The organism is Sulfuricella sp. T08, assembly GCF_000971475.1.
GTDB lineage: Bacteria > Pseudomonadota > Gammaproteobacteria > Burkholderiales > Sulfuricellaceae > Sulfuricella.
This window is the reverse complement of the sequence record NZ_DF967528.1, coordinates 41,477-64,479: the sequence shown is the minus strand read 5'-3', so window position 1 is coordinate 64,479 and position 23,003 is coordinate 41,477. Positions and strand designations below refer to the sequence as shown.

The 23,003-nt window shown below is 56.2% G+C and carries 21 protein-coding genes and 3 tRNA genes; 12 read left to right on the top strand and 12 right to left on the bottom strand.

What is annotated here, in order from left to right; genetic code table 11:
- From SCT_RS04620 to hpnC, 4 genes are read right to left on the bottom strand one after another with little or no spacing between them, the layout of a single operon-like run.
- Positions 1-747, bottom strand: coding sequence for a YciK family oxidoreductase (locus SCT_RS04620; RefSeq protein WP_059419626.1), 747 nt, complete (start codon positions 745-747; stop codon positions 1-3).
- Entirely contained in the window at positions 744-2,030 is a 1,287-nt protein-coding gene (hpnE, locus tag SCT_RS04615) for a hydroxysqualene dehydroxylase HpnE (RefSeq protein WP_059419624.1), read from the bottom strand. The genes SCT_RS04620 and hpnE overlap by 4 nt, the downstream gene beginning before the upstream one ends.
- Entirely contained in the window at positions 2,027-2,875 is an 849-nt protein-coding gene (gene hpnD / locus SCT_RS04610; protein ID WP_237759608.1) for a presqualene diphosphate synthase HpnD, read from the bottom strand. The genes hpnE and hpnD overlap by 4 nt, the downstream gene beginning before the upstream one ends.
- Positions 2,872-3,684, bottom strand: coding sequence for a squalene synthase HpnC (gene hpnC, locus SCT_RS04605; protein WP_059419620.1), 813 nt, complete (start codon positions 3,682-3,684; stop codon positions 2,872-2,874). The genes hpnD and hpnC overlap by 4 nt, the downstream gene beginning before the upstream one ends.
- Positions 3,685-3,777: 93 nt before the next feature.
- Here hpnC and SCT_RS04600 point away from each other — a divergent pair.
- The 10 genes from SCT_RS04600 (at position 3,778) to SCT_RS04555 (ending at position 12,955) form a co-directional block, all read left to right on the top strand.
- A tRNA-Leu gene (locus tag SCT_RS04600) sits at positions 3,778-3,862 on the top strand.
- A 40-nt stretch (positions 3,863-3,902) separates the two neighbouring features.
- A complete protein-coding gene (gene tig / locus SCT_RS04595; RefSeq protein WP_059419616.1) occupies positions 3,903-5,210 on the top strand; it encodes a trigger factor in 1,308 nt (435 codons plus the stop codon).
- The gene (clpP, locus tag SCT_RS04590) at positions 5,210-5,839 is read left to right on the top strand and encodes an ATP-dependent Clp endopeptidase proteolytic subunit ClpP (protein WP_059419613.1); all 630 of its coding nucleotides are present in this window, start codon (positions 5,210-5,212) and stop codon (positions 5,837-5,839) included. The genes tig and clpP overlap by 1 nt, the downstream gene beginning before the upstream one ends.
- 28 nt (positions 5,840-5,867) lie before the next feature.
- Positions 5,868-7,133: an ATP-dependent Clp protease ATP-binding subunit ClpX gene (gene clpX / locus SCT_RS04585; RefSeq protein WP_059419610.1), complete on the top strand. Its 1,266-nt coding sequence runs from the start codon at positions 5,868-5,870 to the stop codon at positions 7,131-7,133.
- Positions 7,134-7,266: 133 nt separating this feature from the next.
- Positions 7,267-9,678: an endopeptidase La gene (gene lon, locus SCT_RS04580; protein WP_059419606.1), complete on the top strand. Its 2,412-nt coding sequence runs from the start codon at positions 7,267-7,269 to the stop codon at positions 9,676-9,678.
- Positions 9,679-9,900: 222 nt separating this feature from the next.
- On the top strand, positions 9,901-10,191 hold the full coding sequence (locus tag SCT_RS04575; RefSeq protein WP_256381545.1) for an HU family DNA-binding protein: 291 nt from the start codon (positions 9,901-9,903) through the stop codon (positions 10,189-10,191).
- 8 nt (positions 10,192-10,199) lie between these two features.
- Positions 10,200-10,275: transfer RNA gene (locus SCT_RS04570), tRNA-Val, on the top strand.
- A gap of 26 nt (positions 10,276-10,301) precedes the next feature.
- Positions 10,302-10,378, top strand: a tRNA-Asp gene (locus SCT_RS04565).
- Positions 10,379-10,447: 69 nt separating this feature from the next.
- Entirely contained in the window at positions 10,448-12,319 is a 1,872-nt protein-coding gene (locus SCT_RS04560; RefSeq protein WP_059419595.1) for a SurA N-terminal domain-containing protein, read from the top strand.
- Between the two features lie 258 nt (positions 12,320-12,577).
- Positions 12,578-12,955 (top strand): DsrE/DsrF/DrsH-like family protein, encoded by a 378-nt coding sequence (locus tag SCT_RS04555; protein WP_059419590.1) that lies wholly within the window; start codon positions 12,578-12,580, stop codon positions 12,953-12,955.
- Here SCT_RS04555 and SCT_RS04550 read toward each other — a convergent pair.
- From SCT_RS04550 to SCT_RS04520, 7 genes are all read right to left on the bottom strand, one after another.
- Positions 12,949-15,594, bottom strand: a complete 2,646-nt coding sequence (locus SCT_RS04550) for a response regulator (RefSeq protein ID WP_059419588.1) — start codon at positions 15,592-15,594, stop codon at positions 12,949-12,951. The two genes, SCT_RS04555 and SCT_RS04550, sit on opposite strands and share 7 nt — an antisense overlap.
- 236 nt (positions 15,595-15,830) lie before the next feature.
- Positions 15,831-16,889: a histidinol-phosphate transaminase gene (locus SCT_RS04545; protein ID WP_202812121.1), complete on the bottom strand. Its 1,059-nt coding sequence runs from the start codon at positions 16,887-16,889 to the stop codon at positions 15,831-15,833.
- Positions 16,877-17,539, bottom strand: coding sequence for a hypothetical protein (locus SCT_RS04540; protein ID WP_059419584.1), 663 nt, complete (start codon positions 17,537-17,539; stop codon positions 16,877-16,879). Before SCT_RS04540 ends, SCT_RS04545 begins: the two co-directional genes overlap by 13 nt.
- A 17-nt stretch (positions 17,540-17,556) precedes the next feature.
- Entirely contained in the window at positions 17,557-18,138 is a 582-nt protein-coding gene (locus SCT_RS04535) for a DUF3501 family protein (RefSeq protein ID WP_059419582.1), read from the bottom strand.
- 23 nt (positions 18,139-18,161) lie between these two features.
- A complete protein-coding gene (locus SCT_RS04530; RefSeq protein ID WP_059419580.1) occupies positions 18,162-18,449 on the bottom strand; it encodes an encapsulin-associated ferritin-like protein in 288 nt (95 codons plus the stop codon).
- Between the two features lie 22 nt (positions 18,450-18,471).
- A complete protein-coding gene (locus tag SCT_RS04525) occupies positions 18,472-19,806 on the bottom strand; it encodes a heterodisulfide reductase-related iron-sulfur binding cluster (protein ID WP_059419578.1) in 1,335 nt (444 codons plus the stop codon).
- 71 nt (positions 19,807-19,877) lie between these two features.
- Positions 19,878-20,297, bottom strand: a complete 420-nt coding sequence (locus tag SCT_RS04520) for a rubrerythrin family protein (protein WP_059419576.1) — start codon at positions 20,295-20,297, stop codon at positions 19,878-19,880.
- 335 nt (positions 20,298-20,632) lie between these two features.
- Between SCT_RS04520 and SCT_RS04515 the strand changes: the two genes are divergently transcribed.
- Complete coding sequence (locus tag SCT_RS04515; protein ID WP_059419574.1) at positions 20,633-21,532, top strand: patatin-like phospholipase family protein; 900 nt, start codon at positions 20,633-20,635, stop codon at positions 21,530-21,532.
- Here the strand turns inward: SCT_RS04515 and SCT_RS04510 are convergent.
- Positions 21,492-22,019: a C40 family peptidase gene (locus SCT_RS04510; protein WP_059419571.1), complete on the bottom strand. Its 528-nt coding sequence runs from the start codon at positions 22,017-22,019 to the stop codon at positions 21,492-21,494. The two genes, SCT_RS04515 and SCT_RS04510, sit on opposite strands and share 41 nt — an antisense overlap.
- A gap of 306 nt (positions 22,020-22,325) precedes the next feature.
- Between SCT_RS04510 and SCT_RS04505 the strand changes: the two genes are divergently transcribed.
- The gene (locus tag SCT_RS04505; RefSeq protein WP_059419569.1) at positions 22,326-22,973 is read left to right on the top strand and encodes a phosphoribosyltransferase; all 648 of its coding nucleotides are present in this window, start codon (positions 22,326-22,328) and stop codon (positions 22,971-22,973) included.
- Positions 22,974-23,003 lie beyond the last annotated feature (30 nt).

Sequence of the window (23,003 nt, the reverse complement as noted above, 5' to 3'; positions counted from 1 at the left end):
CTAGCCTTGGTTCGCCTCGATAATCTGGCCGCTCGTTCCATGGCTGTCCGGCCCCATGAGATAAAGGTAGAGCGGCATCAGTGTTTCAGGCTTGGGCAGGCTATCCTTGAGCTCACCGGGATAGGTGCGGATACGTTGTGGCGACTGCACCGGGCCGGGCACCACCGTGTTGATGCGTAGCGTGGGGTAGACCTCCAGTTCCTGTGCCCAGATTTTCACCAGCGTTTCAACGCCGCTCTTGGCGACGGCAAAGCCACCCCAGAAGGCTGTTGGGGTGTGGCCGTGGGTTTCCGAGGTCATCAGGATCGAAGCATCCGGCGAAGCTTTCAGCAGCGGCAGGCAGGCGCGGGTGAGGGCGAAGGGCGCGGCCAGATTAATGCGCAGCAGTGGCAGCCACTGCTCCAGGGTTTGGTCTTCCAGCGGCTGCGGACGATCAACCTTGGCGGCGTTGTGCAGAATGCCGTCGAGCCGTCCGAGCTGTCCGCCGATGCCGGCGGCCATTGCGGCGAAATCCTTGTCTTCCGCCTTGTTCAGATCCAGCGGAAAAATCGCCGGCTGTGAGTGGCCTGCGGTCTCGATTTCATCGTATACCGCTTCCAGTTTCTTTACCGAGCGGCCATGCAGGATTACCGTGGCGCCGTGGGCCGCAAAGGTCAATGCTGCGGTTTTGCCGATGCCTTGGCCCGCACCTGTGATGAGAATGACACGGCCCTTCAGTAGATCTTGAGGTGCTTGGTAATTTTTCATGCTGATTCCAGAATAAGTTTTGCGCATTTTACTCCACTTCGTACTGCACTTTCGAGAGTGGCGGGATAATCACTGGCGGTGTAGTCGCCGGCAAGGTAGAAATTCGGCAGCGGTGTGACTTGGTCGGGGCGCTCCATGCCTGGGCTACAGGCAAAGGTGGCACGCTTTTCCGCAATGACCTTGTGCCACAGAGGTTGTGGCAGGTCGGGAAGGACAGTACGTAATTCGACATGCACCCGTTGTGCCAGATCGTCGTGATCAAGTGTCTGGTGCGGTCCTTCCGCGCTGATTACGGCACACAGCAGACCGGCTTCGTGGTTGAGCTGGCCGCGGTCGAGCACCCATTGAGTGACTCCACCGTACAGGCCGATCATGGGCCGGGACAGGCGGGTTGCAGCGGGATATTGCAGGAACACGCTGTAGATCGGCTGGTAACTGAAACGGGCGACCTGTGCCCTTGCTTCCGCCAGTTCAGGCAGGTTGGCGGTAAGAGCAGCCAAGCGCTGTGGTGGCACCGCGCACATGACCTGGTCGAAGTTTTCAGACCCTGATTGCATTTCGAGGGAGAAGCCGGCGGCCTCGGTTTTGACTGCGAGCACAGGTTGGGAATGCATGATTTTGCCGCCATGGCTCTCGATAAATGCGGCCGCGTGTTCCGGAAAGAGATGAGTCAGATTTGCCAGTGGCAGCAGCATGTCGCTGTCTTCCCGGCTACCGGCCAGGCTGTCGCGCAGGACGTTAAGGAATACCTGGGCCGAGGCGGTTTCGAGTGGGGTGTTCAGCGCGCCAATGCACAGTGGCTCCCATAAATAGCGGCGCAGATTGCCAATCTGGCCATGCATCGTCAGCATTTTTCCGGCGTCGATGTCGTCATTGAGCCGGAAATTCCGACGCCGCATTACGCTCATGAAGCGCGCAGCAGAAAGACGTTCGCCCCAGGTCAGACCGTGCGCAGTGAGCAGGGCTAGCACCAAATGTAGAGGGGCTGGCAGTGGCGCCGCTTGCAGGCTGAAGCGGCCAGGAATGACCAGTTGCAGGGGTAGTCGCAGCAGCAACGCCGCGGGATCGGCGCCGGTCATGCGCATCAGGCGCAGGGTTTCGCGGTAGGCGCCGAGGAGAATGTGCTGGCCGTTATCCAGTGCCATGCCGCGGTAATCCACCCGTCGCGCACGGCCTCCCAGCTGCCTGGCGGCCTCGAAGACGGTGACGGATACCCTTTGTGCGGCCAGTTCAACCGCCGCCGCGAGGCCGGCATAGCCGGCGCCGATGACGGCGACTCTCATTCTTTGAGCCAGGTTCTGTATGCAATCCACAGTTTGCGCAGTGGCGTCAGCGAGATTCGCTGATTCAGGACGTGGTAGCCATCTTGTCTGACTTCATCCAGTACAGCATGGTAAATCGCCGCCATGATCAGGCCGGTGCGCTGGTTCTTGCGATCCTCTACTGGCAATTCGGAGAATGCCTGGGCGTAGTAATGGTTTGCCCGCTCACCCTGGAACGCCATTAGTTTGATGAAATTGTCAGTTTCACGTCCATGCAGAATATCAGCTTCACTGACACCGAACCGGGTCAGCTCGTCCAGTGGCAGGTAGATGCGGTTGCGTCTGGCATCTTCGCCGACATCGCGGATGATGTTGGTGAGCTGGAAAGCCAGTCCGAGGTCGTGGGCGTAGGCTTCGGTGAGCGCATTCTGGTAACCAAAAATGCGTGCGGAAAGCAGCCCCACCACTCCCGCCACACGGTGACAGTAAAGCTGGAGCTGGTCGAAATCGGCATAGCGGTTCTGGGTCAGATCCATTTCCATGCCGGTGATGATTTCATCGAATTCCGTGGCGGGCAGGCCGAATTCCCGAACCAGCGGCGCCAGGGCCTGCCCCACGGGATGCTCGGGGCGGTCGGCGAAGATATTGGAGACTTCATTGCGCCACCAGGCAAGCTTGGTGCGGGCGATTGCGATATCGTGACATTCGTCGGCGACGTCGTCCACTTCGCGGCAGAAGGCATAGAGGGCGGTGATCGCCCGACGCTTGGGCGGCGGCAGGAAAAGGAAACTGTAGTAGAAGCTGGAGCCGCTTTTTGCGGCCCGTTCCTGGCAGTATTGGTCAGGTGTCAAGGTGTTTTCTTTCATTTTTTTCGCAGAGCCCGATACAGCATGAATATCCAGTCGCCGGGCTTGATCACTGGACGGTCATTGAAGATATCACCGCCGGATTTGTGCAGCTTACGGAGTATGGTTTCGCCGCCCATGATGATCATGCGCATTTCCAGGCCGATCCTGCCGCGCAGTACGCTGCCGAGCGGCGCGCCCGCCTGCAGCAGCTTGCGCGTGCGCTCGATCTGGAACTGCATGAAGGGTTTCCACAGGCCGCTGTTGTCGCCGCGCGCGATTTGCGTTTCAGAAATGCGGTATTTTGCTAGTTCGTCCTGCGGCAGGTAAATCCTGTTTTTGTCGTGGTAGTCGATGCAGATATCCTGGAGGAAGTTGATCAACTGCAAACTGGAGCAAATAGCGTTCGAGTAGCTGATGTTTCGTTCCGTTGCTGCGCCGTAAAGGTGGAGCAGCAACAGGCCGACCGGGTTGGCGGAGCGCTGGCAGTAATCCATCACATCGCTGAAATGGGCATAACGTTTTTTAACGACGTCCTGGGAAAATGCGTCAAGAAGGTCGTAAAAAGGTTGTAATGGCAGCTGATGGCGGCCGATGATCTCTTTTAGTTCGTGGAACAGTGGAATTGCTGGCGGGTGGCCTGCTCCGATCTTGTCCAGTTCGGCACGAAAGCCGCCGAGCAGAGCCAGTCGCGCAGCATCGGTGAGATCACCCTCATCAGCGAAATCGTCAGCCGCACGGGCGAAAGCGTAGATGATGCTAACTGGTTGGCGCAGCATTTTTGGAAGCAAAATGGATGCCACCGGAAAATTTTCATAGTGTTGAGGCATAGGATTTTCAGGTAGGATGGCTCGCGGAACAAGTGAAGCTGGAAACTGATAAGCTGACAGCCGATCGTTGAATATATTACACTATAGGTTTTTGCGAAAGTGGCGGAATTGGTAGACGCACTGGATTTAGGTTCCAGCGCCGCAAGGTGTGGGGGTTCGAGTCCCCCCTTTCGCACCAGACATGCAACAGTCTTTAAATTAAGAGGGATAGACAGGTAATGGAAACAACTACGGAAAACTCCAGCTCACTGCAACGCACTCTTACCCTGGCCGTTTCGCTCGCCAGCATGGAAGCGGAAGTGGGTAACAGGCTGAAACGGCTGGCGCGCACGGTCAAGATGGATGGTTTCCGTCCCGGCAAGGTGCCGATGAAGATTGTGGAGCAGCAGTATAGTGGCCAGGTACGCCAGGAAGTCCTGGGCGAGGCGGTGCAGAAAAACTTTTCCGAAGCGGTCAGGGCACAGAACCTGAAAGTGGCAGGCTATCCGCGGATCGAGGCCAAGCAGGCCGAGGGCGAGTCCAAGGATCTGCAATTCGCTGCGACTTTCGAAGTTTATCCTGAGGTTGTGGTGGGTGATATCAGCGGGGTAGCGATCGATCGTTCGCAGGTGGTGGTTGGCGATACCGAGGTTGATAAAACTATCGAAATCCTGCGCAAGCAGCGCGTGAGCTATGCGCCGGCCAAGCGCAAAGCTGCAACTGGCGATCAGGTCGAAATTGACTATCGCGGCACCCTGAATGGTGAAGAATTCCAGGGCGGTCAGGCCAAGGACTATAAGCTGGTGCTGGGCGAAGGTCATACGCTGAAGGATTTTGAAGGTGCGATCCTTGGGATGACGGCAGGCGAGAGCAAATCGTTTGAATTAACCTTTCCCGAAGATTATCATGCCAAGGAACTAGCCGGAAAAACCGTGACTTTTGCGGTGACGCTGAATCAGGTTGCGGAGCCGAAACTGCCGGAAGTCGATGCGGATTTCGCCAAGTCGCTGGGCGTATCGGACGGCAATCTGGAAACCATGCGCAGCGAAATCAAGGCCAACCTGGAACGCGAAGTGAAAAAGCGCATTGACGGCCGGGTCAAGGAGCGTGTGATGCAGGCTCTGCTCGACGCGACACCGTTCGAGCAGCCCAGATCTCTGATCGAGATGGAGATTGACCATCTTCGCCAGCAGGCAGGCGAAGATTTACGTGCTCGTGGATTGAGCGCCAGCGGCGATATTTCGCTGCCAGCCAATTTGTTCGAGGATCAGGCGCGCCGCCGTGTCAGCCTTGGCTTGATCATGTCGGAGCTGGTTAATGCGCACCAGTTGCAGGCCAAGCCCGAGCAGGTGCGTGAACTGGTGAATGAGCTGGCGCAGAGTTATGAGCAGCCGGAGCAGGTACTGGCTTGGTATTATGGTGAACCGAATCGCCTGGCCGCAGTCGAATCGTTGGTTATAGAAGACAATGTGGTCAAATGGGTGCTGGAACGCGCCAAAGTGGTGGAAGTTAATTCCGCCTTTGATGAACTGATGGGGAATAATTAATGATTCATAGTCAGAACTGGGAGCCGCAAAACCTGGGTATGGTCCCGATGGTGATCGAGCAGAGTGGGCGTGGCGAACGCGCGTTCGACATTTATTCTCGTCTGCTCAAGGAGCGGGTGATTTTTCTGGTAGGTCCTGTCAATGATATGACGGCCAACCTGATCGTGGCACAGATGCTGTTTCTGGAATCGGACAATCCTGACAAGGATATTTTCTTCTACATCAACTCGCCGGGTGGTTCGGTCAGTGCTGGCATGTCGATTTACGACACCATGCAGTTTATCAAGCCGGACGTCAGCACTCTCTGTCTGGGCCAAGCGGCTAGCATGGGTTCATTTTTGCTTGCGGCCGGCGCCAAGGGTAAACGTTTCTGTTTGCCGAACTCTCGCGTGATGATTCATCAACCGTCGGGCGGTTTTCAGGGTCAGGCTTCCGATATTGAAATCCATGCCAAGGAAATCCTATACTTGAGACAGCGCCTGAATACGATGCTGGCTCAGCACACCGGCCAGTCTGTTAAAACCATTGAAAAAGACAGCGACCGTGATAATTTCATGAGCGGTGATGAAGCGGTTAAATATGGGCTGGTGGATAAAGTACTGGCGAATCGAACCGATATTACTGGTTGATGCCTAAAATATTTGAGGAAAACTGAATATGTCTGATAAAACCGGCAGCGAAAAACTGCTTTACTGCTCGTTCTGCGGCAAAAGCCAACATGAAGTGCGTAAATTGATTGCCGGCCCGTCCGTGTTTGTCTGCGACGAGTGCGTCGAACTGTGCAACGACATTATTCGCGAGGAGGCGCAGGGTGATCAGTCGGCAAAGGGCGGTGCTTCCGACTTGCCCGTGCCTCAGGAAATCTGCCAGATGCTCGACGAATACGTGATCGATCAGCCGAAGGCGAAGAAAATTCTTTCTGTTGCAGTTTACAATCACTACAAGCGGCTCAAGAATAGTTCGAAGACCGACGAGGTCGAACTGTCCAAGAGCAATATCCTGCTGATTGGCCCAACCGGCTCCGGTAAGACCCTGCTGGCCCAGACCCTGGCGCGCATGCTCAACGTGCCTTTCGTTATCGCCGATGCCACCACCCTGACTGAAGCGGGTTACGTTGGCGAGGACGTCGAAAACATCATCCAGAAATTGCTGCAGAAATGTGATTACGATGTGGAGAAGGCGCAGCGTGGCATTGTCTACATTGATGAAATCGACAAGATTTCACGCAAATCCGACAATCCCTCGATTACCCGCGATGTGTCCGGTGAAGGCGTGCAGCAGGCGCTGCTCAAGCTGATTGAGGGCACCACTGCCTCGGTGCCGCCGCAGGGCGGACGCAAACATCCGAATCAGGAGTTCGTTCAGATTGATACCACCAACATTCTGTTTATCTGCGGTGGTGCGTTCAGCGGCCTGGATAAGGTGATTCGAATGCGCTCCGAGAAGGGCGGAATCGGCTTTGGCGCTGAAGTGAAGAGCAAGGATGATCGCAAGGAAATCGGTGCCGTGTTGCGCGACGTCGAACCGGAAGACCTGATCAAGTTCGGCCTGATCCCGGAATTTGTCGGCCGCCTGCCCGTTATTGCAACCCTCGAGGATCTCGACGAGCATGCGCTGATGCGCATCCTGACCGAGCCCAAGAATGCCCTGATCAAGCAGTATCAAAAACTCTTTGCGATGGAAGGGGTCGAGTTGGAATTCAGGGAAAATTCGCTGCTCGCCATTGCCAAGAAAGCGTTGGCGAGAAAGACTGGTGCCCGTGGCTTGCGTTCGATTCTGGAACATACTTTGCTGGATATCATGTACGACCTGCCCTCCATGAGTAATGTCGCCAAGGCAGTGATCGACGACGGGGTGGTCAAGGGGGAGAGTCAGCCGATCCTGATTTACGCTGACCAGCCGAAGGTGGCTGGCACTGCCTGATGTTTGCCGCCGCTTCCCCAGCGGCGGCTTGATTGGCTTCCTGTGGGCGGCTTTCAATTTTTTTCAGATGCACTTGAATTGCCGCAAGTCGTCCCTACCTTTGTACTTGTAAGTTTAATTTCAGGTGGAGCCCATGACTGTACACAATGACCCATTAGAACAATCCGTAACACTGCCGCTGTTGCCGCTGCGCGACGTGGTGGTGTTCCCGCACATGGTGATCCCGCTATTCGTAGGGCGCCCCAAGTCCATCAAGGCGCTGGAAACCGCCATGGAGTCCGGGAAGCACATCATGCTGGTGGCGCAGAAATCCGCCGCCAAGGACGAGCCAGTGCCGGAGGACCTGTATGAGGTCGGTTGCATGGCCAGCATTCTGCAGATGCTGAAACTGCCCGATGGCACCGTCAAGGTGCTGGTGGAAGGCAGTCAGCGTGCTCAGGTTACCAAATTTTCCGATGCCAAGACCCACTTCGTTGCTGAAGCCGACCTGATCACGCAGGAAGATGGCGAAGAAAACGAGATCGAGGCTTTGCGTCGCGGTCTTTTCGCGCAGTTCGACCAGTACGTCAAGCTCAACAAGAAGATTCCACCGGAGATCCTCACGTCGCTGGCCAGTATTGATGAGGCGGGGCGTCTGGCTGATACCATCGCCGCTCACCTGCCGCTCAAGATCGAGCAGAAGCAGGAAATCCTGGAAATGATGAGCGTGCAAAAACGCCTGGAGCACATGCTTGGCATTCTGGATGCGGAAATCGATATCCTCCAGGTGGAAAAACGCATCCGTGGCCGTGTCAAACGCCAGATGGAAAAGAGCCAGCGCGAGTATTACCTGAATGAGCAGGTAAAGGCGATCCAGAAAGAACTGGGCGATATGGAAGAAGGCTCTGATCTGGACGAACTGGAAAAGAAAATCAAGGCAGCCTCCATGCCCAAGGATGCACTTGCCAAGGCTGAATCCGAATTGAAGAAACTGCGCCTGATGTCACCAATGTCGGCGGAAGCGACGGTAGTGCGCAACTTCATTGATGTTCTGACCGGGTTGCCGTGGAAGAAAAAAACCAAGATCAGCAAGGATCTAAAGGCCGCTGAAGCAGTGCTGGAGAAGGATCATTATGGCCTGGAGAAGGTCAAGGAGCGTATTGTCGAATACCTGGCAGTACAGCAGCGTGTGGATAAATTCAAGGCGCCTATTCTGTGTCTGGTTGGCCCACCAGGTGTAGGCAAGACATCACTGGGTCAGTCCATCGCCCGCGCGACCAATCGCAAGTTCATCCGCATGGCGCTTGGCGGGGTGCGCGACGAGGCCGAGATTCGCGGTCACCGCCGCACCTACATCGGATCCATGCCTGGCAAGATCCTACAGAGCATGACCAAGGTTGGTGTACGTAATCCACTGTTTTTGCTGGACGAAGTGGACAAGATGGGGGCGGACTTCCGTGGCGACCCCTCCTCGGCGCTGCTGGAGGTGCTCGATCCAGAACAGAACCATACCTTCGTCGACCACTATGTCGAGGTGGAGTATGACCTGTCCGACGTGATGTTCGTCGCCACTTCCAACTCCATGAACATCCCCGGCCCACTACTCGACCGGATGGAAGTGATTCGGTTGTCCGGATACACCGAGGACGAGAAGATCAACATCGCGATGCGCTATCTGCTGCCGAAGCAGTTGAAATTGCACGGACTTAAAGAGGAAGAGGCCAGTATCGCCGAAAGTGCCGTGCGAGACATCGTTCGTTATTACACCCGCGAGGCGGGGGTACGTAGTCTGGAGCGGGAAATCGCCAAAATTTGTCGCAAGGTGGTGAAAGCGCTGTTGCTCAGGAAGGGCAAAGGCAAAATCGCGGTGACCGCGCGCGGTCTCGATAAGTACCTGGGGGTGCGCCGTTACAGCTACGGTATGGCTGAGCAGAATAACCAGGTTGGCCAGGTGACGGGGCTTGCCTGGACCGAAGTGGGTGGTGAGTTGCTGACCATCGAGGCGGTTGCGCTGCCCGGCAAGGGCAAGATGATAACCACGGGCAAGCTTGGCGAAGTGATGCAGGAATCTATTCAGGCTGCGCTTTCCGTGGTACGTAGCCGCTCACGCGCGCTAGGCATCCCCGAGGATTTTTATCAGAAGAATGATGTCCACATTCACTTGCCGGAAGGTGCAACGCCGAAGGATGGTCCTAGCGCAGGCATTGCCATCACAACCGCAATGGTATCCATCCTGACCGGAATTCCGGTGCGGGCAGATGTCGCGATGACCGGCGAGATCACTCTGCGTGGTGAAGTTTTGCCGATCGGAGGGTTGAAAGAGAAGCTGCTGGCGGCTCACCGTGGCGGGATTAAAACTGTCTTGATTCCTCATGAGAACGTCAAGGATCTGGTTGAGATCCCGGATAACATCAAAAATCGGCTGGATATCCACCCGGTCAAGTGGATCGATGAAGTGCTCGGTTATGCGCTCGAGCGCAAGCCGGAGGCGCTGCCAGAGGTGGTTGCAACCACGCCTATGCCGCCGGCTGAAGAAAAAACAGAGGACGCCGTCATCAAGCATTAGCTCGCATCGCGCTTCATTAAAAGCCAATCCGTCAATTCGCTGACCGGGTTGGCTTTTTTTGTTTTCATTGTATCTGTCATGTTTGTGGCCCAAATTTTGCTCTCTGCCCGGAACCCCTTATATGACGCCATTAAATCGGATTCATTTTGCTGAAACCGCTTGACACATGGTTTTGCGGCTTGTTATAAAGTGTGTGCAGGACTAAACCTGTTTCTCAACCGAATAGAAAGGGGACTACACGTGAACAAATCCGAGTTGATTGATGCAATCGCTAAATCCGCCGATATGTCCAAGGCTGCTGCTGGCCGTGCTCTGGATGCTACTATTGGTGCCGTTAAAGTCGCAATGAAAAAGGGTGATATGGTTACCCTGGTTGGTTTTGGTACGTTCTACGTCGGTACACGCGCCGCTCGCAATGGCCGCAATCCTCGCACCGGCGCAACCATCAAGATCAAGGCAGCTAAAGTGCCTAAGTTCCGTTCTGGCAAAGCGCTGAAAGATGCTGTAAACTAGCGAACTTCGGGTGCTTAGCTCAGTTGGTAGAGCGTCGCCCTTACAAGGCGAATGTCGGCGGTTCGACCCCGTCAGCACCCACCATTGAATTTTGTGGTTTTTAGGTACATGGAGTGGTAGTTCAGTCGGTTAGAATACCGGCCTGTCACGCCGGGGGTCGCGGGTTCGAGTCCCGTCCACTCCGCCATACATGGGCGAACGCTGTTTCGCCCATTTTTTTTGTGCTTCCCCGCTATGGGGCCGAGGTGTTCGTAATATGCTGGAAATCATTCGAGAACGCGCTCAGGGTGTAATCGTCAAAATTATCCTGGGTCTGATTACCATTCCCTTTGCGTTATGGGGGGTGGACTCCTACATACGCGGCGGTGACAAGGCTGACATTGTGGCTAAGGTAGATGGGCAGAACATCACCAGACAGGAATTCAGCCGGACTTTAAAGGAACAACAGGAACGGATGCGTGTCGCGATGGGCGAGCGCTTCGATCAGGCCATGCTGGATGGTCCTGAAGTCCGCCAGTCCGTTCTGGATGGACTGGTTCAGCAGCGCTTGCTGGCCGCGGAGGCTAACCGTGTCGGGTTTAAACTGCCCGATACGCTGCTCGCCTCGATTATTGCCGAGATCCCGGAATTCCAGCAGGACGGCAAGTTTTCCCAAGCTCGGTATGAATCCATGATACGTGCCCAGGAAATGACTCCTGCGGTTTTCGAGAATCGTTTGCGCCAGAACCTGGTGATTCAGCAGTTGCTAGAAGGGCTGTCCCATGGCGTTGCCGTGCCGCGCACCTCAGAGGAAATGATTGCTCGGCTGGCCGAGCAGCAGCGTGAAATCAGCCAGGCTATGCTGACGCCCGAGCAATACATGATTCAGCTGAAAGTCGATCCCGCCGACGTCAAGGCCTACTATGACAAACACCGCGAGGAATTCCTTGTCCCCGAGCAGGCTCGGCTTGATTACGTGGTCTTGTCGGTGGATGAATTGCAGCAACAGATGGTTGTCAGCGATGAAGAATCGAAAAAATATTATGACGAGCATAGCGCCCAATACAATGAGCCGGAGCAACGCAGAGCGAGTCATATTCTGATTGCAGAGCGTACCCAGGCGGAGCAGATTCTGAAAGAAATCAAACAGAACCCGGCAAAATTCGAGGATCTCGCCAAACAGTACTCTAAGGACACGGGTTCCGCGGCCAAAGGAGGAGATCTGGGTTATTTCGCACGAGGTGCGATGGTCAAGCCGTTTGAGGATGCCGCGTTTGGCATGAAGGGTGGGGAAATTTCTGGCCTGGTTCAGTCCGATTTCGGCTTCCATATCATCAAATTGACAGCGATCAGGCAGGGTGGCGCTCGCAGCTTCGATGCGGTCAGGGGGGAAATCGCGCAGGAACTGAAGAAACAGAAGGCAGTCAAGAAATTCGTCGAGCTGGCTGAAACTTTCAGCAACACGGTTTACGAGCAGCCGGACAGCCTCAGGCCAGTGGCTGACGCGCTGAAATTAAGCATTCAGTCTAGCCCGTGGATCAGCAAAAAGGGGGCGAACATGGCCCTGCTGAATCATCCCAAGCTGTTGCAGGCAGTGTTTTCGGAGGACTCGCTCAAGCTTAAACGCAACACTGAAGCGGTTGAGGTCGCGCCGAATACGCTGGTGGCAGCGCGGGTAGCAGAATACAAGGCGGCCAGCTATAAGCCGTTCGAGGAGCTAAATACTGAATTGGCCAAGCGCCTGCTATACGAACAGGGTAATGCCATGGCGGTGAAGAAGGGCAAGGAGGCATTATCCAGCCTGCAGAAAGGGAATGCAGTTGCCGATTTGAAATGGGGTGCGACTATCCTGATCAACCGCGAAAATGCTTCCAGTATGGGCAAGGATGCGTTGAACCAGATTTTCCGGGCGGATGCGGGGAAATTGCCGGCCTATACGGGTATCGATAATCCCAAGGGCGGATATCTATTGATCAAAGTAAGCAAGGTTGTCGAGCCCGGTGCAATCGATCCGGAAAAAAAGAAATCCTACGCCAACCAGTTGCGGCAGGCATTTGCACAGGAATATTCTGCTGCCTATCTGGCGAGCCTGAAGCAGAAGGCGGACATCAGCATCAAGAAAGAAAAGCTGGAAAAGGTTGAGCATTAAAAAATTGTCGCAACCAGCGCAGGATTAACGAAGGACGAGGCCCTCCAGCCATCAGGCGGTGGGCCTTTTTTAATGGTGCGTACGGCAGGGCGCAATCGCTAATGAACATAATGGCGCTATTAAATTATGCAAGGAGCCATTTTTTTGCAGCTAATCTTGCCCAGTTTTAGGGCGCCTTTGGGGCACTCGCCCAATAAGCCCCTGGCTTTGCCGGTGCTTAATTGACGCACCGCGTCAAATCGGGTACGGTATTTGAATATGGCTGACAAACTTGCAATCATGCTGCTGACGGTCGACCCGGATCATCCTCATGTGTGCGGTACCCCATTTTTCCAGGCAGCGGCGGCGGCTGCGATGGACGTGGATGTCGAGATTTATTTTGCCAGTCGTTCTGTGCGCCTGTTGATCAAGGGCGTGGCCGAGAATATTTTTCCCAGTGACATCCGGACTAAGTCAGTCTACGAATTCATGAAGGATGCTTCCGATCTCGGCGTCAAGTTCTTTGCCTGCGGCGGGGCGATGGAGCCTTGTGATGTGACCCAGGAGGAACTGGTGCCGGAATGCACGGGTATTGCTGGCGCTGCGACCTTCGTCACCCGGGTCATGGATGACGACTGGAAAACGATTACCTATTGAGGGAGGAATGGATCCTGGTGCTTGTTCTGGTGTGCAAACGCCAGAATACGGATGAACGCCGTTTCCATCTGTTCCATAATTTCTCCGGCTTGCTCCCAAGTTCCATTCCTTATAGCCTGTTCAGCCTCAAGTGCCAGATCGGCCATTTTTCGTGCGGAGATATAAGCGGATGCGCCCTTGAGTTCGTGGGCCGCCCTTGAACCTGTGATTTCATTTTGTTCGATCGCGGCCTTAAGTCTCTCCAAAAGCGCAGGCGTGGTGTCGAGATATAGTGCCAGCAATTCCTCAACGATTTTATGATCCTGATTGAATGTGTCGTATAGGTGTTCAAGATCGACAGGCGGCCTTTCCGTAGACGTGGATGCTGTGTTGTCTTCCAGATGCCCCACAAGGGGACTCCGACTTTCTACGGGCTGAAGCCCGTGAAAGATCGTATGCGGCAGCCATATTTTAAGGACGGACTCCAGATCTCCGGGTTCCAGTGGTTTCATCAGGTAATCATCCATGCCTGCCGCCAGGCATTTTTCCCGGTCACCGTGCATGGCGTTGGCGGTCATGGCGATAATCGGAACTCTTTTTGCGTGCGCGGCTTTTTCGCGGCGACGGATTGCGGCAGTGGCCTCGAATCCATCCAGTTCTGGCATCTGACAGTCCATCAGCACTAGGTCATAGCAACTTTTCGCCAGCGCTTCCAGGGCTTCCCGTCCGTTGCTGGCACTTTCGGCCTGAAGCGCTAGTTTATTCAGCATGTAGAGTACGACCTTGCGGTTGACCAGGTTGTCTTCTACGATCAGGATGCGTGCAGCAGGCGAAATTTTCGCGGCGGGGCGAAGCGTCGAGTCGGTATGACGGTCGCGGACTGGTTGCTCCGTACCTGCCAGGGCAGCTGCAAGCTTATTCATGCGCACCGGTTTGGTGAGCATGATGTCGATGCCGGCTGCGATTAGCTCTTCCTTGTGGGAACGTAACGTAACAGGTGCCAGCAGCACCAGACGTAGTGATGCCTGCCCGGTATCGTTCTTGATCAGGCGCGATAGAGTGGTGATGCTGTGGTCGGGCAGGGTGGTGTCGAGGATTACCAGGTTAAACATGGTTTCTTCATCCTGCGCGGCATGCAGTCGTATTAAGGCTTCTTCGCCGGTAGTAACTGCGGCACAGGGGACTTGCCAGAATTCGAGTTGATGTTCCAGAATTGCGCGGCAATTGGCGTTGCCGCTGGCGATGAGCACACGTAACCCGTGCAGGTTGATATCGGGCTCGACCGGAACTGAACGCCCCGGCTGTCTGTCCAGGTGCAGCCGGAACCAGAAGGTGCTGCCCTGTCCGGGGCTGCTGTCCACACCGATTTCACCACCCATCATCTCAGTGAGTTGTTTTGAGATGACCAGGCCGAGTCCGGTGCCGCCGTGCTTGCGGGTGGCCGATCCGTCGCCCTGGGAGAAAGACTGGAACAGGCGTCGATGGCCTTCATCGCTGATGCCGATGCCGGTGTCTCTAACCTCGAAACGCAGCGTTATGGCGCCAGCTTCTTCCTTCTCGGGGATTACCCTCAGTAGCACTTCACCGACATCAGTAAATTTAACTGCATTGGCGGTCAGGTTGGTGAGAATCTGGCGTAGGCGCCCGGCTGCACCGCGTAGGTGGAAATCGTGTCCAGGTGGAATGTCGTAGTGCAACTCGAGGTTTTTGCTTTGTGCCTGCCCCGCCAGGAGTTCCGCCACTTCCGCAACGATTTCGCGGAGGTCAAAGTCGTCGGTTTCCATATCCAGTTTGCCGGCTTCGATCTTGGAAAAGTCGAGGATGTCATTGATGATGGCGAGCAGAGATTCCGCCGAAGTGCGCATCGTCTCGGCGTAATCCCGCTGTTCCGGAGTGAGCCGGGTGTCAAGCAGCAACGCGGCCATGCCGAGGATGCCGTTCATTGGGGTGCGGATTTCATGACTGACGTTGGCGACGAATTCGGACTTGATGTTGGCGGCGTGCTCAATTTCCCGGGTATGCTGCGCTGCACGGCGAGTGACCAGAATGGCGATGCCGATGCCGAGAAGCAAAGCCGACGCGCCCAGCAAGAGCATCAGCATTCGGGTTTCGCTGTAAGCCTGGGCCGCTTCTTTCGCCGCTTTTTTCGTCGCCTCGCGCTGCAGCTTGAGCAGGACATCCAGCTCGTGTAACAGCCGCTTCTGTGCCGGGATGGTTTCATGCTGCAGCACGTCGAAGGTCGATGGATCGTGTGCCATGGCGAGTTCTATGGCTTTGATGACCAAGGGCTGCGTGGTCTGGGTGAGATTGCTGATTTCGGTCATGACCAGCTTCTCTTCCATGCTGGATACCATTTGATCCAGCTGTTGCCGGGCGACAGCAAAATTTTCGCCATAACTGTAAAAGCGCAGGCGCTCGCTATCCTGCTCGAACGCGTCTTTCAGTACTACGATGGTATGCATGCTGATCGCCCGCTCGCGCAGGGAGTCACGCATGATGGTGGCGAGTTCGGTCTTGGCGTTGTTGTCCTCGACTATGTTTTCCAGCCGTTCATTGATGGCGGCCATCTGATGCAGGCCTACCAGTGCAAGGGCGAGCATGAGCGCCAGCACCAGCGCAAAGCCGATTCCGAGGCTGAATTTGACGTTATGGGCGAACATGCATGTGCTTGAGCGCAGAAATGGCAGAGTTTGTGGTGATTAGATACTCTGGAGCGGTAAAATTCAACCTTGTATGGTGGGCCGTGCAGCCTGATTTATCTTGGGACCTAGCCCACCTGCATTCCCAGCGGCGTTGCGAAGCGACCGCTGCCCACCCCGATCTCGATTCCCCATCCCTCCCAAGGCACGAACGGCCGCAGGGCGAGCAGCTCCGAGATATAAGCAGCCTTGTGCTTTCAGAACCACGCCTCATAGCGATGATGGTGAGTCTCGAAGGGGGCAACTCTAGGCACGGGACAGCAATTCCTCAGCGCGTCAACGAAGTGTCGGTTGCCTTCGGGCAATGCCGTGGTGACGCGCATATAGCCTGGACCAAGCGCCGGATCGTTCAGCGGCTTGATCAGTATGTCGCGGCTGCGAAGCTGGTCCGCAATGCCGGACGCGTTGTGCGGTGCGAAGTCGGCGAGGAAGAAATAGGTTCGAGTGGGATAAGTACGTACGCCGAGGGCGCGTAAATCCGCCGCGAGTTCCTCGGTCCAGGCGTGCAATTGCGCAGCGCGGGCAAGAATTTTGTGCTCGTGCTGAAGCGTGGCGATGGCTGCAGCCTGACTGGGACGGGCGAGCGGGTAGGCGTCGTTGTGGTTGTTCAGGTCGTCGGCGATGGGCTCGGGCAAGATCGCGTAGCCGATGCGAAAGCCCGCCAGGCTGTGGGCCTTGGACAGGGTGCGTGTCACCAGCAGGTTGGGATGCTCGGGCACCAGATGGGCGACTGACCGCCCGGCCAGGCCGATGAACGCCTCGTCAATCAGGAAGCGCGTTTCCGGGTGGCGGCGCAACAGTTCTGGCAAGGGCGCCATGTCGAAGATGCCGCCATTGGGGTTGTTTGGGTTCACGATGACAGCGAGCGTGGTGCCCCGCAGAATCGCCAATTCGGCAAGATCAAAGGCGAAGTCATTTTCGGGCAGTAGCCGTGTTTCTGTGTAGTGCTGGGCGATCTCGGGAAAGAGAACATAGGTCGGCGTCAGCAGATGGACCTGCTGGCCGAAGTGGTCGAAGAGCTGGCGCAGGATCAGCTCGGAGCCGGCGTTGATGTGAATGAACCGTTCGGGCACGCCGAGCTGCTCGCTGATATGCCGGCGCAGCGGTGCCGAATAGGGCTCGGTGTAGAAGTTGCAGTGTGGCACCTTGGCCTTGGCCGCGGCAACCGCCTCCTCGATGGGAGGCAGCGGGTTTTCGCACAGCAGCAGCTTTATTCCTGCAAATGTCCCGCCGCCTTTTTCGCTCAGGGAACCCATGTTCTCCCCTTTTCAGCTATGCAGGAATTAATGGAAGGAGTACAGGCGGCAGGAACGTGCAATCCCACCGGCGAGAGAGTCAGGCCCAGCAACGTCGCATAGGACTTGAGATGGAGGTAATAAAGCGCTTCAGCGGCGACCGGCAGGGTCAGGTCAAATGTCTGATCTTTGCACTGTTGTTCTTCCAGCAGCACCTCAAATTTTTCGTTTGTGATGCGCATACTCGCTTCCGCCTTCCCGTCAAAGCGCAAGCCCAGGTAATATATTCCGCCGGTCAGCTTGCCCAAAGGGATGAAATAGCTCTCGCCATCGGGGCTTCGCCACTGCCGTAACGCCTCCGCACCCCACACGCCATTAGCGGGAACGGCATCAGGCAGGGGATACTGGGCGCAGTGTTCCTTGGTGTATTTGAGGATAGCGAAAAGCTCCTCCACTTCCAGGGAAGAAGAATAGGGGAGGTAGCGCCGTACATGACTGCGGGTAGCTGCAACGCCGGAAGAAAAACTCAGGCGGCCGCTGCACTCGCCCTCATGACAGCGGGTGCACACGGTGTTGAATTTCACTGTCGTTGCGCGAGACACTTCTGCCGCGCCAATCTGCGCATAGGCCAGCCCCACGACGGCAACTCCAATGGCTCGCAACTGGCCCATGCGATTTGGCGCCACACTCAAATCAAATCACTGGCCAGCGAATTGCGCACAGCCTGAGGCAATTCTGTTTTCTCGTGATAGGCGGGGTGGTCTATGCCCGCACTGACCGTTGCCCCTTGCTTCACTGCGGTGACCATCCCTGGGCTGAGTTCGAAGCGCATGAAGTGCACCGCGGCGGTCTTGTCTTCGGTTTCCCGCTCCAGGTCCTCGTTAGCGATGGCGAAGATCTTGTCGAAACCCTCCACCTGCATCCACACGGCTTTTTCAACGCCGACGAGACGGCCGAGGGCTTGTTTCCGCTCCTTCTCGTCTTCGTACTCCACCATGAAGGTCGCCTTCCAGTTGCTGCCGTCTGGAATCAGCGGATTATAGACATCCAGCTCATCCTGGATGCCTTCCGGCTCGAAGATACGTTCCAGGCGCAGCATTTCCTGCACCTGGTACTGCATAGTGAGGGCGTCCTCGAAATAGAGCGCGGCATGGTCGCCGATCGCCACTCGGCGATGTTTCTTGTGTTCCATCACATTGGCGCGGAAATCGGACCGGATGGCCACATATTTCTCCAGGGAGTACAGGTCCTCCCGGCTCAACTTGCCCATGGGGTATCCTTTCTAATCCATTTTCATTCGTGCGCGATCTGCTTGTCGGTGAAAAGGTAATCGCCCAGTTCCTTGTCAAAGCGCGGGTCGCGGCGCCGTATCCACTCCAGCACCATGGCGGCATGCTCCTTTTCCTCGTCGCGGTTGTGGGCCAGAATCGCCTTCAACTCGGGGTCGCTGCATACGTCCACGCGCTGGTTGTACCAATCCACTGCCTCAAGCTCCTCCATCAGGGAGACGATGGCGCGGTGCATGTCGCGGGTCTCGGCGCTGAGTTGTTCGACGGGTTCATGGTAGCCTTCGTTTGCCATTTTCTTATTCCTTTCTGGTAATTTAGATAGCGTAAGCCTTGCGCAGCAGCGAAATGGGATGTTCCGGCGCTCTTCCGTCCTGCAGGCCATTCTCGATGTGATGGCCGGCCATGGCGCAGTCGCTGCCGTAGTGCTGCGCCTGGGCTTTCTTCACCCGTTCCACCACCGGCTTGACGATCTTCATGGCGGAGGCGTGGAACTCTTTCTTCACCGCGTAGGTGCCGTCGTGGCCTGAACAGCGCTCGATGATCTCCACCTGGGTGTCGGGTACTAGCGACAAGGCCTCGCGCGTCTTCTGTCCGATGTTCTGCACCCGCTGGTGGCAGGCGGCATGGTAGGCGATCTTGCCCAGCGGCTGCTTGAAATCGGTTTTCAGCTTGCCTTCCTTGTGGCGCAGCATCAGATATTCGAAGGGATCGTAGAAGGCTTCCTTCACCTTTTTCACCTCCGCATCGTCCGGGAACATCAGCGGCAGTTCCTGTTTGAACATCAGCACACAGGAGGGGATCAGGGCGGTGAGGTCCCAGCCTGCGTCCACCAGCTTGGCCAGCATGGGGATGTTGTACTCCTTGGCCGCGGCCACCGCCTCCAGGTTACCCAGTTCCAGCTTGGGCATGCCGCAGCAGCGCTCCTTTTCCGCAAGCGTCACCGGGATGCCGTTGTGTTCGTAAACGGCGACGAAATCCTCGCCCGGGCCGGGTTCGTTGCGGTTCATGTAGCAGGTGGCGAAGAGGGCGACCTTGCCCCTGGTTTTGCCCGCTGGCTCAGGCAGGGAAATGCTTTGATGTCCGGAAAGCCGTTTGCGCAGGGTGTTGCTGTGGTACTCGGGCAGCTTTGCATCCGCATGCACCCCCAGCACCGCCTCCAGCACCTTGCGCGTTGGGCCGAACCTGTTGGCTGCGTTGACTACCTGGGCCACCACCGGTATGCCGGCCAGATTGCCGACTGCATCGGTGCTGGTGAGGATGAGGTCGCGGGTCTTGATGTCGCCGTTCTTGAATTTAACAGCCTTGGCCCGCAGCATGAGGTGTGGAAAATCCAGGTTCCACTCGTGGGGCGGCACGTAGGGGCACTTGGTCATATAACACAGGTCGCAGAGGTAGCAGTGATCCACGACCTGCCAGTAATCCGATTTTTTTACGCCATCCACTTCCATGGATTCGGACTCGTCAACCAGATCAAACAGGGTGGGAAATGACTGGCACAGGCTGACGCAGCGGCGGCAGCCGTGGCAGATGTCGAAGACCCGCTCCAGTTCCTTGAACAAGGATTCCTCGGCATAGAAATCCGGGTTTCGCCAGTCCAGAGGGTGGCGGGTGGGCGCTTCCAGGTTGCCTTCGCGAGCGGGGCCGGCCATGGTGGGTTCTCCTGTTGCCGATAAATGTCTGGTGAAGTCCGGCCACCTAGCGGTGGCCGGAGTGCTACATTTTAGCTACCGAATTCGTTCAAGGCCTTCTGGTAGCGGTTGGCGTGGGAACGCTCAGCCTTGGCCAAGGTCTCGAACCAGTCGGCGATTTCGTCGAAGCCTTCATCGCGGGCGGTCTTCGCCATGCCTGGGTACATGTCGGTGTACTCGTGGGTCTCGCCCGCCACCGCGGTCTTCAGGTTATCAGCCGTGGGGCCGAACGGCAGGCCGGTGGCTGGGTCTCCGCATTGCTCCAGATACTCCAGGTGGCCATGGGCGTGACCGGTCTCGCCCTCGGCGGTGGAACGGAACAGGGCGGCCACGTCATTGTGGCCTTCAATGTCAGCCTTGGAGGCGAAATAGAGATAACGGCGGTTGGCCTGGGATTCGCCTGCGAAGGCGTCTTTCAGGTGCTGCTCGGTTTTGCTGCCTTTAAGTTGCATGGTCGTTCTCCTATACATAGACCCGGCTTACGTCCCGCGCCGGGAGTACGGGTTGCGTTTAAGCTATTTCAATATAGTTTCTAAATGGCTAGGCTGAAAATTGTATTTTTAAAACGCGGTGATAGGAAAAAACTATTAACAGAAAAGAGGAGGGTTACCTCAAGCATGGCAACATGGGGTCGGAGAGGCTGCGGCTTTATCCGCAAAATGCTTTGCCGACATTCGGTGCGGAAATGGGTTGATTGCTAAGACGAATCGCAAAAAAATCGGCCATTAATGTTTTAACGCAGGAATATTCATTACAATTAAACACTTTGGATAATCACGGTTTTTTTATGTACAAAGGCTATGCCGCTGCACTTGTTTCCTGCCTGCTGATGCTCTCCGGCTGCGCCTCTAGTCCCATGACTAAGGAAGCACCCATTCACGCAGTTCAGCCTTCGCCCAAACCGCCGGCACCGAAAGTCGCACTGGTGCTGGGTGGCGGCGCGGTGCGCGGGTTTGCTCATATCGGCGTGATCAAGACGCTGGAGGCTCATGGCATCGTGCCGGACATGGTGGTGGGGACGAGTGCCGGCAGCGTGGTCGGGGCGCTATATGCCGGTGGTTACAGCGGCTTTGAGCTGCAGAAAATCGCTTTTCAGCTGGAGCAGGACAGCGTGGGGGACTGGGTGCTACCGGACCGAGGCTTCGTCAAAGGAGAAATGCTACAGAATTTTATCAACAAGGCGCTGCAGAACCGTCCCATCGAGCGTTTGAACAAACCCTTTGCTGCCGTCACCACCGAATTGCAGACCGGGGAGATGGCGGTGTTCCGCCGTGGCAACACCGGCATGGCGGTGCGTGCTTCGAGCAGCATTCCCGGGGTCTTTCAGCCGGTCAATATCGGCGGCAAGGAGTACGTGGACGGCGGGCTGGTTAGCCCGATTCCGGTCAGGGCTGCGCGCGGTATGGGGGCGGATATCGTGATCGCGGTGGATATCTCGGGCAAGCCGAAGAATGTCCGGCCGAACGATACCATCGATATCTTCTTGCAGGCCTTCAGCATCATGGGACAGACCATCGGGCGCTATGAGCTGGCCGAGGCGGACATAGTGATCCGGCCGCAAATCGGCACGATCGGTGCTACTGAATTCGACCAGAAGCATCTGGCCATCATGGAAGGTGAGAAAGCGGCGCTGGCTGCGCTACCGCTTATTCGTTCGAAGCTGCAGCAAAAGGCAGGTGAGAAGTAACTACACGGCGGGCACCGTTGAAACGCTTGACCCAGTAGTTTTCTTTCATGTCGACGACTTCGACGCCGCGCCCGGTCACCGAGGCGTGAACGAATTTGTTTTCGCCAAGATAGATGCCGACGTGGGAGTAGGTATGGCGCATGGTGTTGAAGAACACCAGGTCGCCGGGCTGGAGTTCTGAAATGGCGATTTTCTGGCCGAACATGCTGATGGCACGGGCGTTGTGCGGCAGGATCAGACCGGCGGCCTGCTGGTATACGTGGCTGACGAAGCCGCTACAATCCAGGCCGGTTTCTGGCGACTTTCCGCCGTACTTGTAGTTGACTCCCACCAGGCTCAGCGCGTACATCAGCATTTCCGACGCTTTGTCGATCGAGCTGGTGAATGCGGTTTGTTTCGGCGCTTCAGCGTCAATGCTGTCGGCTGTACTAGCCATGCTAGCAAGCAACAGGAATCCGCCGAGCAGGAAAGTATTGTAAGGACGCATCAGTTTCACTTCTGAGGGGATGCGGGTATTTTAATGATTACTGCCTTTTCGTCAAGAAAATCTCCTGAAAATGACTAGAATTTAATTAACCTGGATGTTTCATGAATTCGCGCGATGATCGTGCAGAATTTTGCGAGTTGGGCGATAAAACCACCCATCCCTGCTTACCCCACTTGTTTGGTAGGGAAGTTTTGCGAAGGAGTGGCGTAGTTATTCATACGCCCGACCGAGTAAAATTTTCATATCAAGCAAAAGGCCAGCGAGGGCGCGCGTCAATTTATGAAATATCCAGGTTGTGGAGGCCATATGCCATTTCGTGATCGTAACGAAGCCGCTCGCCGTTTGGTGGAACGTCTTGCCGTCTATAAAGGGAAAAATCCGCTGGTGCTGGCAATTCCGCGCGGCGCTGTGCCGATGGCCAGTGTCGTCGCCGCGGCCCTGGAAGGGGACGTGGATGTGGTGCTGGTGAGGAAGCTGCGCGCGCCTTACAACCCTGAATTCGCCGTTGGTTCTATCGATGAAAGCGGCTGGACCTATATCGCGGATTATGCGGCGCAGGCGGGCGCTACGCCGGAATACCTCGAGGCCGAGAAGAAGACGCAGATGGAAACCATGCGTAACCGCCGAGCGCAATATACGCCGATCAGGCCGCCGATCGATCCAGCGGGGCGCATCGTGATCGTGCTCGACGATGGTCTGGCTACCGGTGCGACCATGATTTCGGCGCTGCATGCCCTGCAGTCGAAAGGCCCGAAAAAGCTGATTTGCGCTGTGCCTGTTTCTCCGCCAGACACGCTGGAAAAAGTGGCGCGCTACGCTGACGAGGTGGTTTGCCTGGAGGCACCGGAGTGGTTCCAGGCGGTCGGGCAGTTCTACATGGATTTCCCTCAGGTGGAGGATGAGGAAGTTATAGAAATTTTGCGGCAGGGTGCCAAAGCGAAACAATCTGAGTAGACTGCCGAGTTGAATGTTTCGCTGCCTTCC

What these genes read in the sequence shown, in the direction of transcription:
- SCT_RS04620 (WP_059419626.1), bottom strand. Translation starts at nt 747, where the DNA reads ATGAAAAATTACCAAGCACCTCAAGATCTACTGAAGGGCCGTGTCATT.
- hpnE (WP_059419624.1), bottom strand. Translation starts at nt 2,030, where the DNA reads ATGAGAGTCGCCGTCATCGGCGCCGGCTATGCCGGCCTCGCGGCGGCG.
- hpnD (WP_237759608.1), bottom strand. Translation starts at nt 2,875, where the DNA reads ATGAAAGAAAACACCTTGACACCTGACCAATACTGCCAGGAACGGGCC.
- hpnC (WP_059419620.1), bottom strand. Translation starts at nt 3,684, where the DNA reads ATGCCTCAACACTATGAAAATTTTCCGGTGGCATCCATTTTGCTTCCA.
- tig (WP_059419616.1), top strand. Translation starts at nt 3,903, where the DNA reads ATGGAAACAACTACGGAAAACTCCAGCTCACTGCAACGCACTCTTACC.
- clpP (WP_059419613.1), top strand. Translation starts at nt 5,210, where the DNA reads ATGATTCATAGTCAGAACTGGGAGCCGCAAAACCTGGGTATGGTCCCG.
- clpX (WP_059419610.1), top strand. Translation starts at nt 5,868, where the DNA reads ATGTCTGATAAAACCGGCAGCGAAAAACTGCTTTACTGCTCGTTCTGC.
- lon (WP_059419606.1), top strand. Translation starts at nt 7,267, where the DNA reads ATGACTGTACACAATGACCCATTAGAACAATCCGTAACACTGCCGCTG.
- SCT_RS04560 (WP_059419595.1), top strand. Translation starts at nt 10,448, where the DNA reads ATGCTGGAAATCATTCGAGAACGCGCTCAGGGTGTAATCGTCAAAATT.
- SCT_RS04555 (WP_059419590.1), top strand. Translation starts at nt 12,578, where the DNA reads ATGGCTGACAAACTTGCAATCATGCTGCTGACGGTCGACCCGGATCAT.
- SCT_RS04550 (WP_059419588.1), bottom strand. Translation starts at nt 15,594, where the DNA reads ATGTTCGCCCATAACGTCAAATTCAGCCTCGGAATCGGCTTTGCGCTG.
- SCT_RS04545 (WP_202812121.1), bottom strand. Translation starts at nt 16,889, where the DNA reads ATGGGTTCCCTGAGCGAAAAAGGCGGCGGGACATTTGCAGGAATAAAG.
- SCT_RS04540 (WP_059419584.1), bottom strand. Translation starts at nt 17,539, where the DNA reads ATGGGCCAGTTGCGAGCCATTGGAGTTGCCGTCGTGGGGCTGGCCTAT.
- SCT_RS04535 (WP_059419582.1), bottom strand. Translation starts at nt 18,138, where the DNA reads ATGGGCAAGTTGAGCCGGGAGGACCTGTACTCCCTGGAGAAATATGTG.
- SCT_RS04530 (WP_059419580.1), bottom strand. Translation starts at nt 18,449, where the DNA reads ATGGCAAACGAAGGCTACCATGAACCCGTCGAACAACTCAGCGCCGAG.
- SCT_RS04525 (WP_059419578.1), bottom strand. Translation starts at nt 19,806, where the DNA reads ATGGCCGGCCCCGCTCGCGAAGGCAACCTGGAAGCGCCCACCCGCCAC.
- SCT_RS04520 (WP_059419576.1), bottom strand. Translation starts at nt 20,297, where the DNA reads ATGCAACTTAAAGGCAGCAAAACCGAGCAGCACCTGAAAGACGCCTTC.
- SCT_RS04515 (WP_059419574.1), top strand. Translation starts at nt 20,633, where the DNA reads ATGTACAAAGGCTATGCCGCTGCACTTGTTTCCTGCCTGCTGATGCTC.
- SCT_RS04510 (WP_059419571.1), bottom strand. Translation starts at nt 22,019, where the DNA reads ATGCGTCCTTACAATACTTTCCTGCTCGGCGGATTCCTGTTGCTTGCT.
- SCT_RS04505 (WP_059419569.1), top strand. Translation starts at nt 22,326, where the DNA reads ATGCCATTTCGTGATCGTAACGAAGCCGCTCGCCGTTTGGTGGAACGT.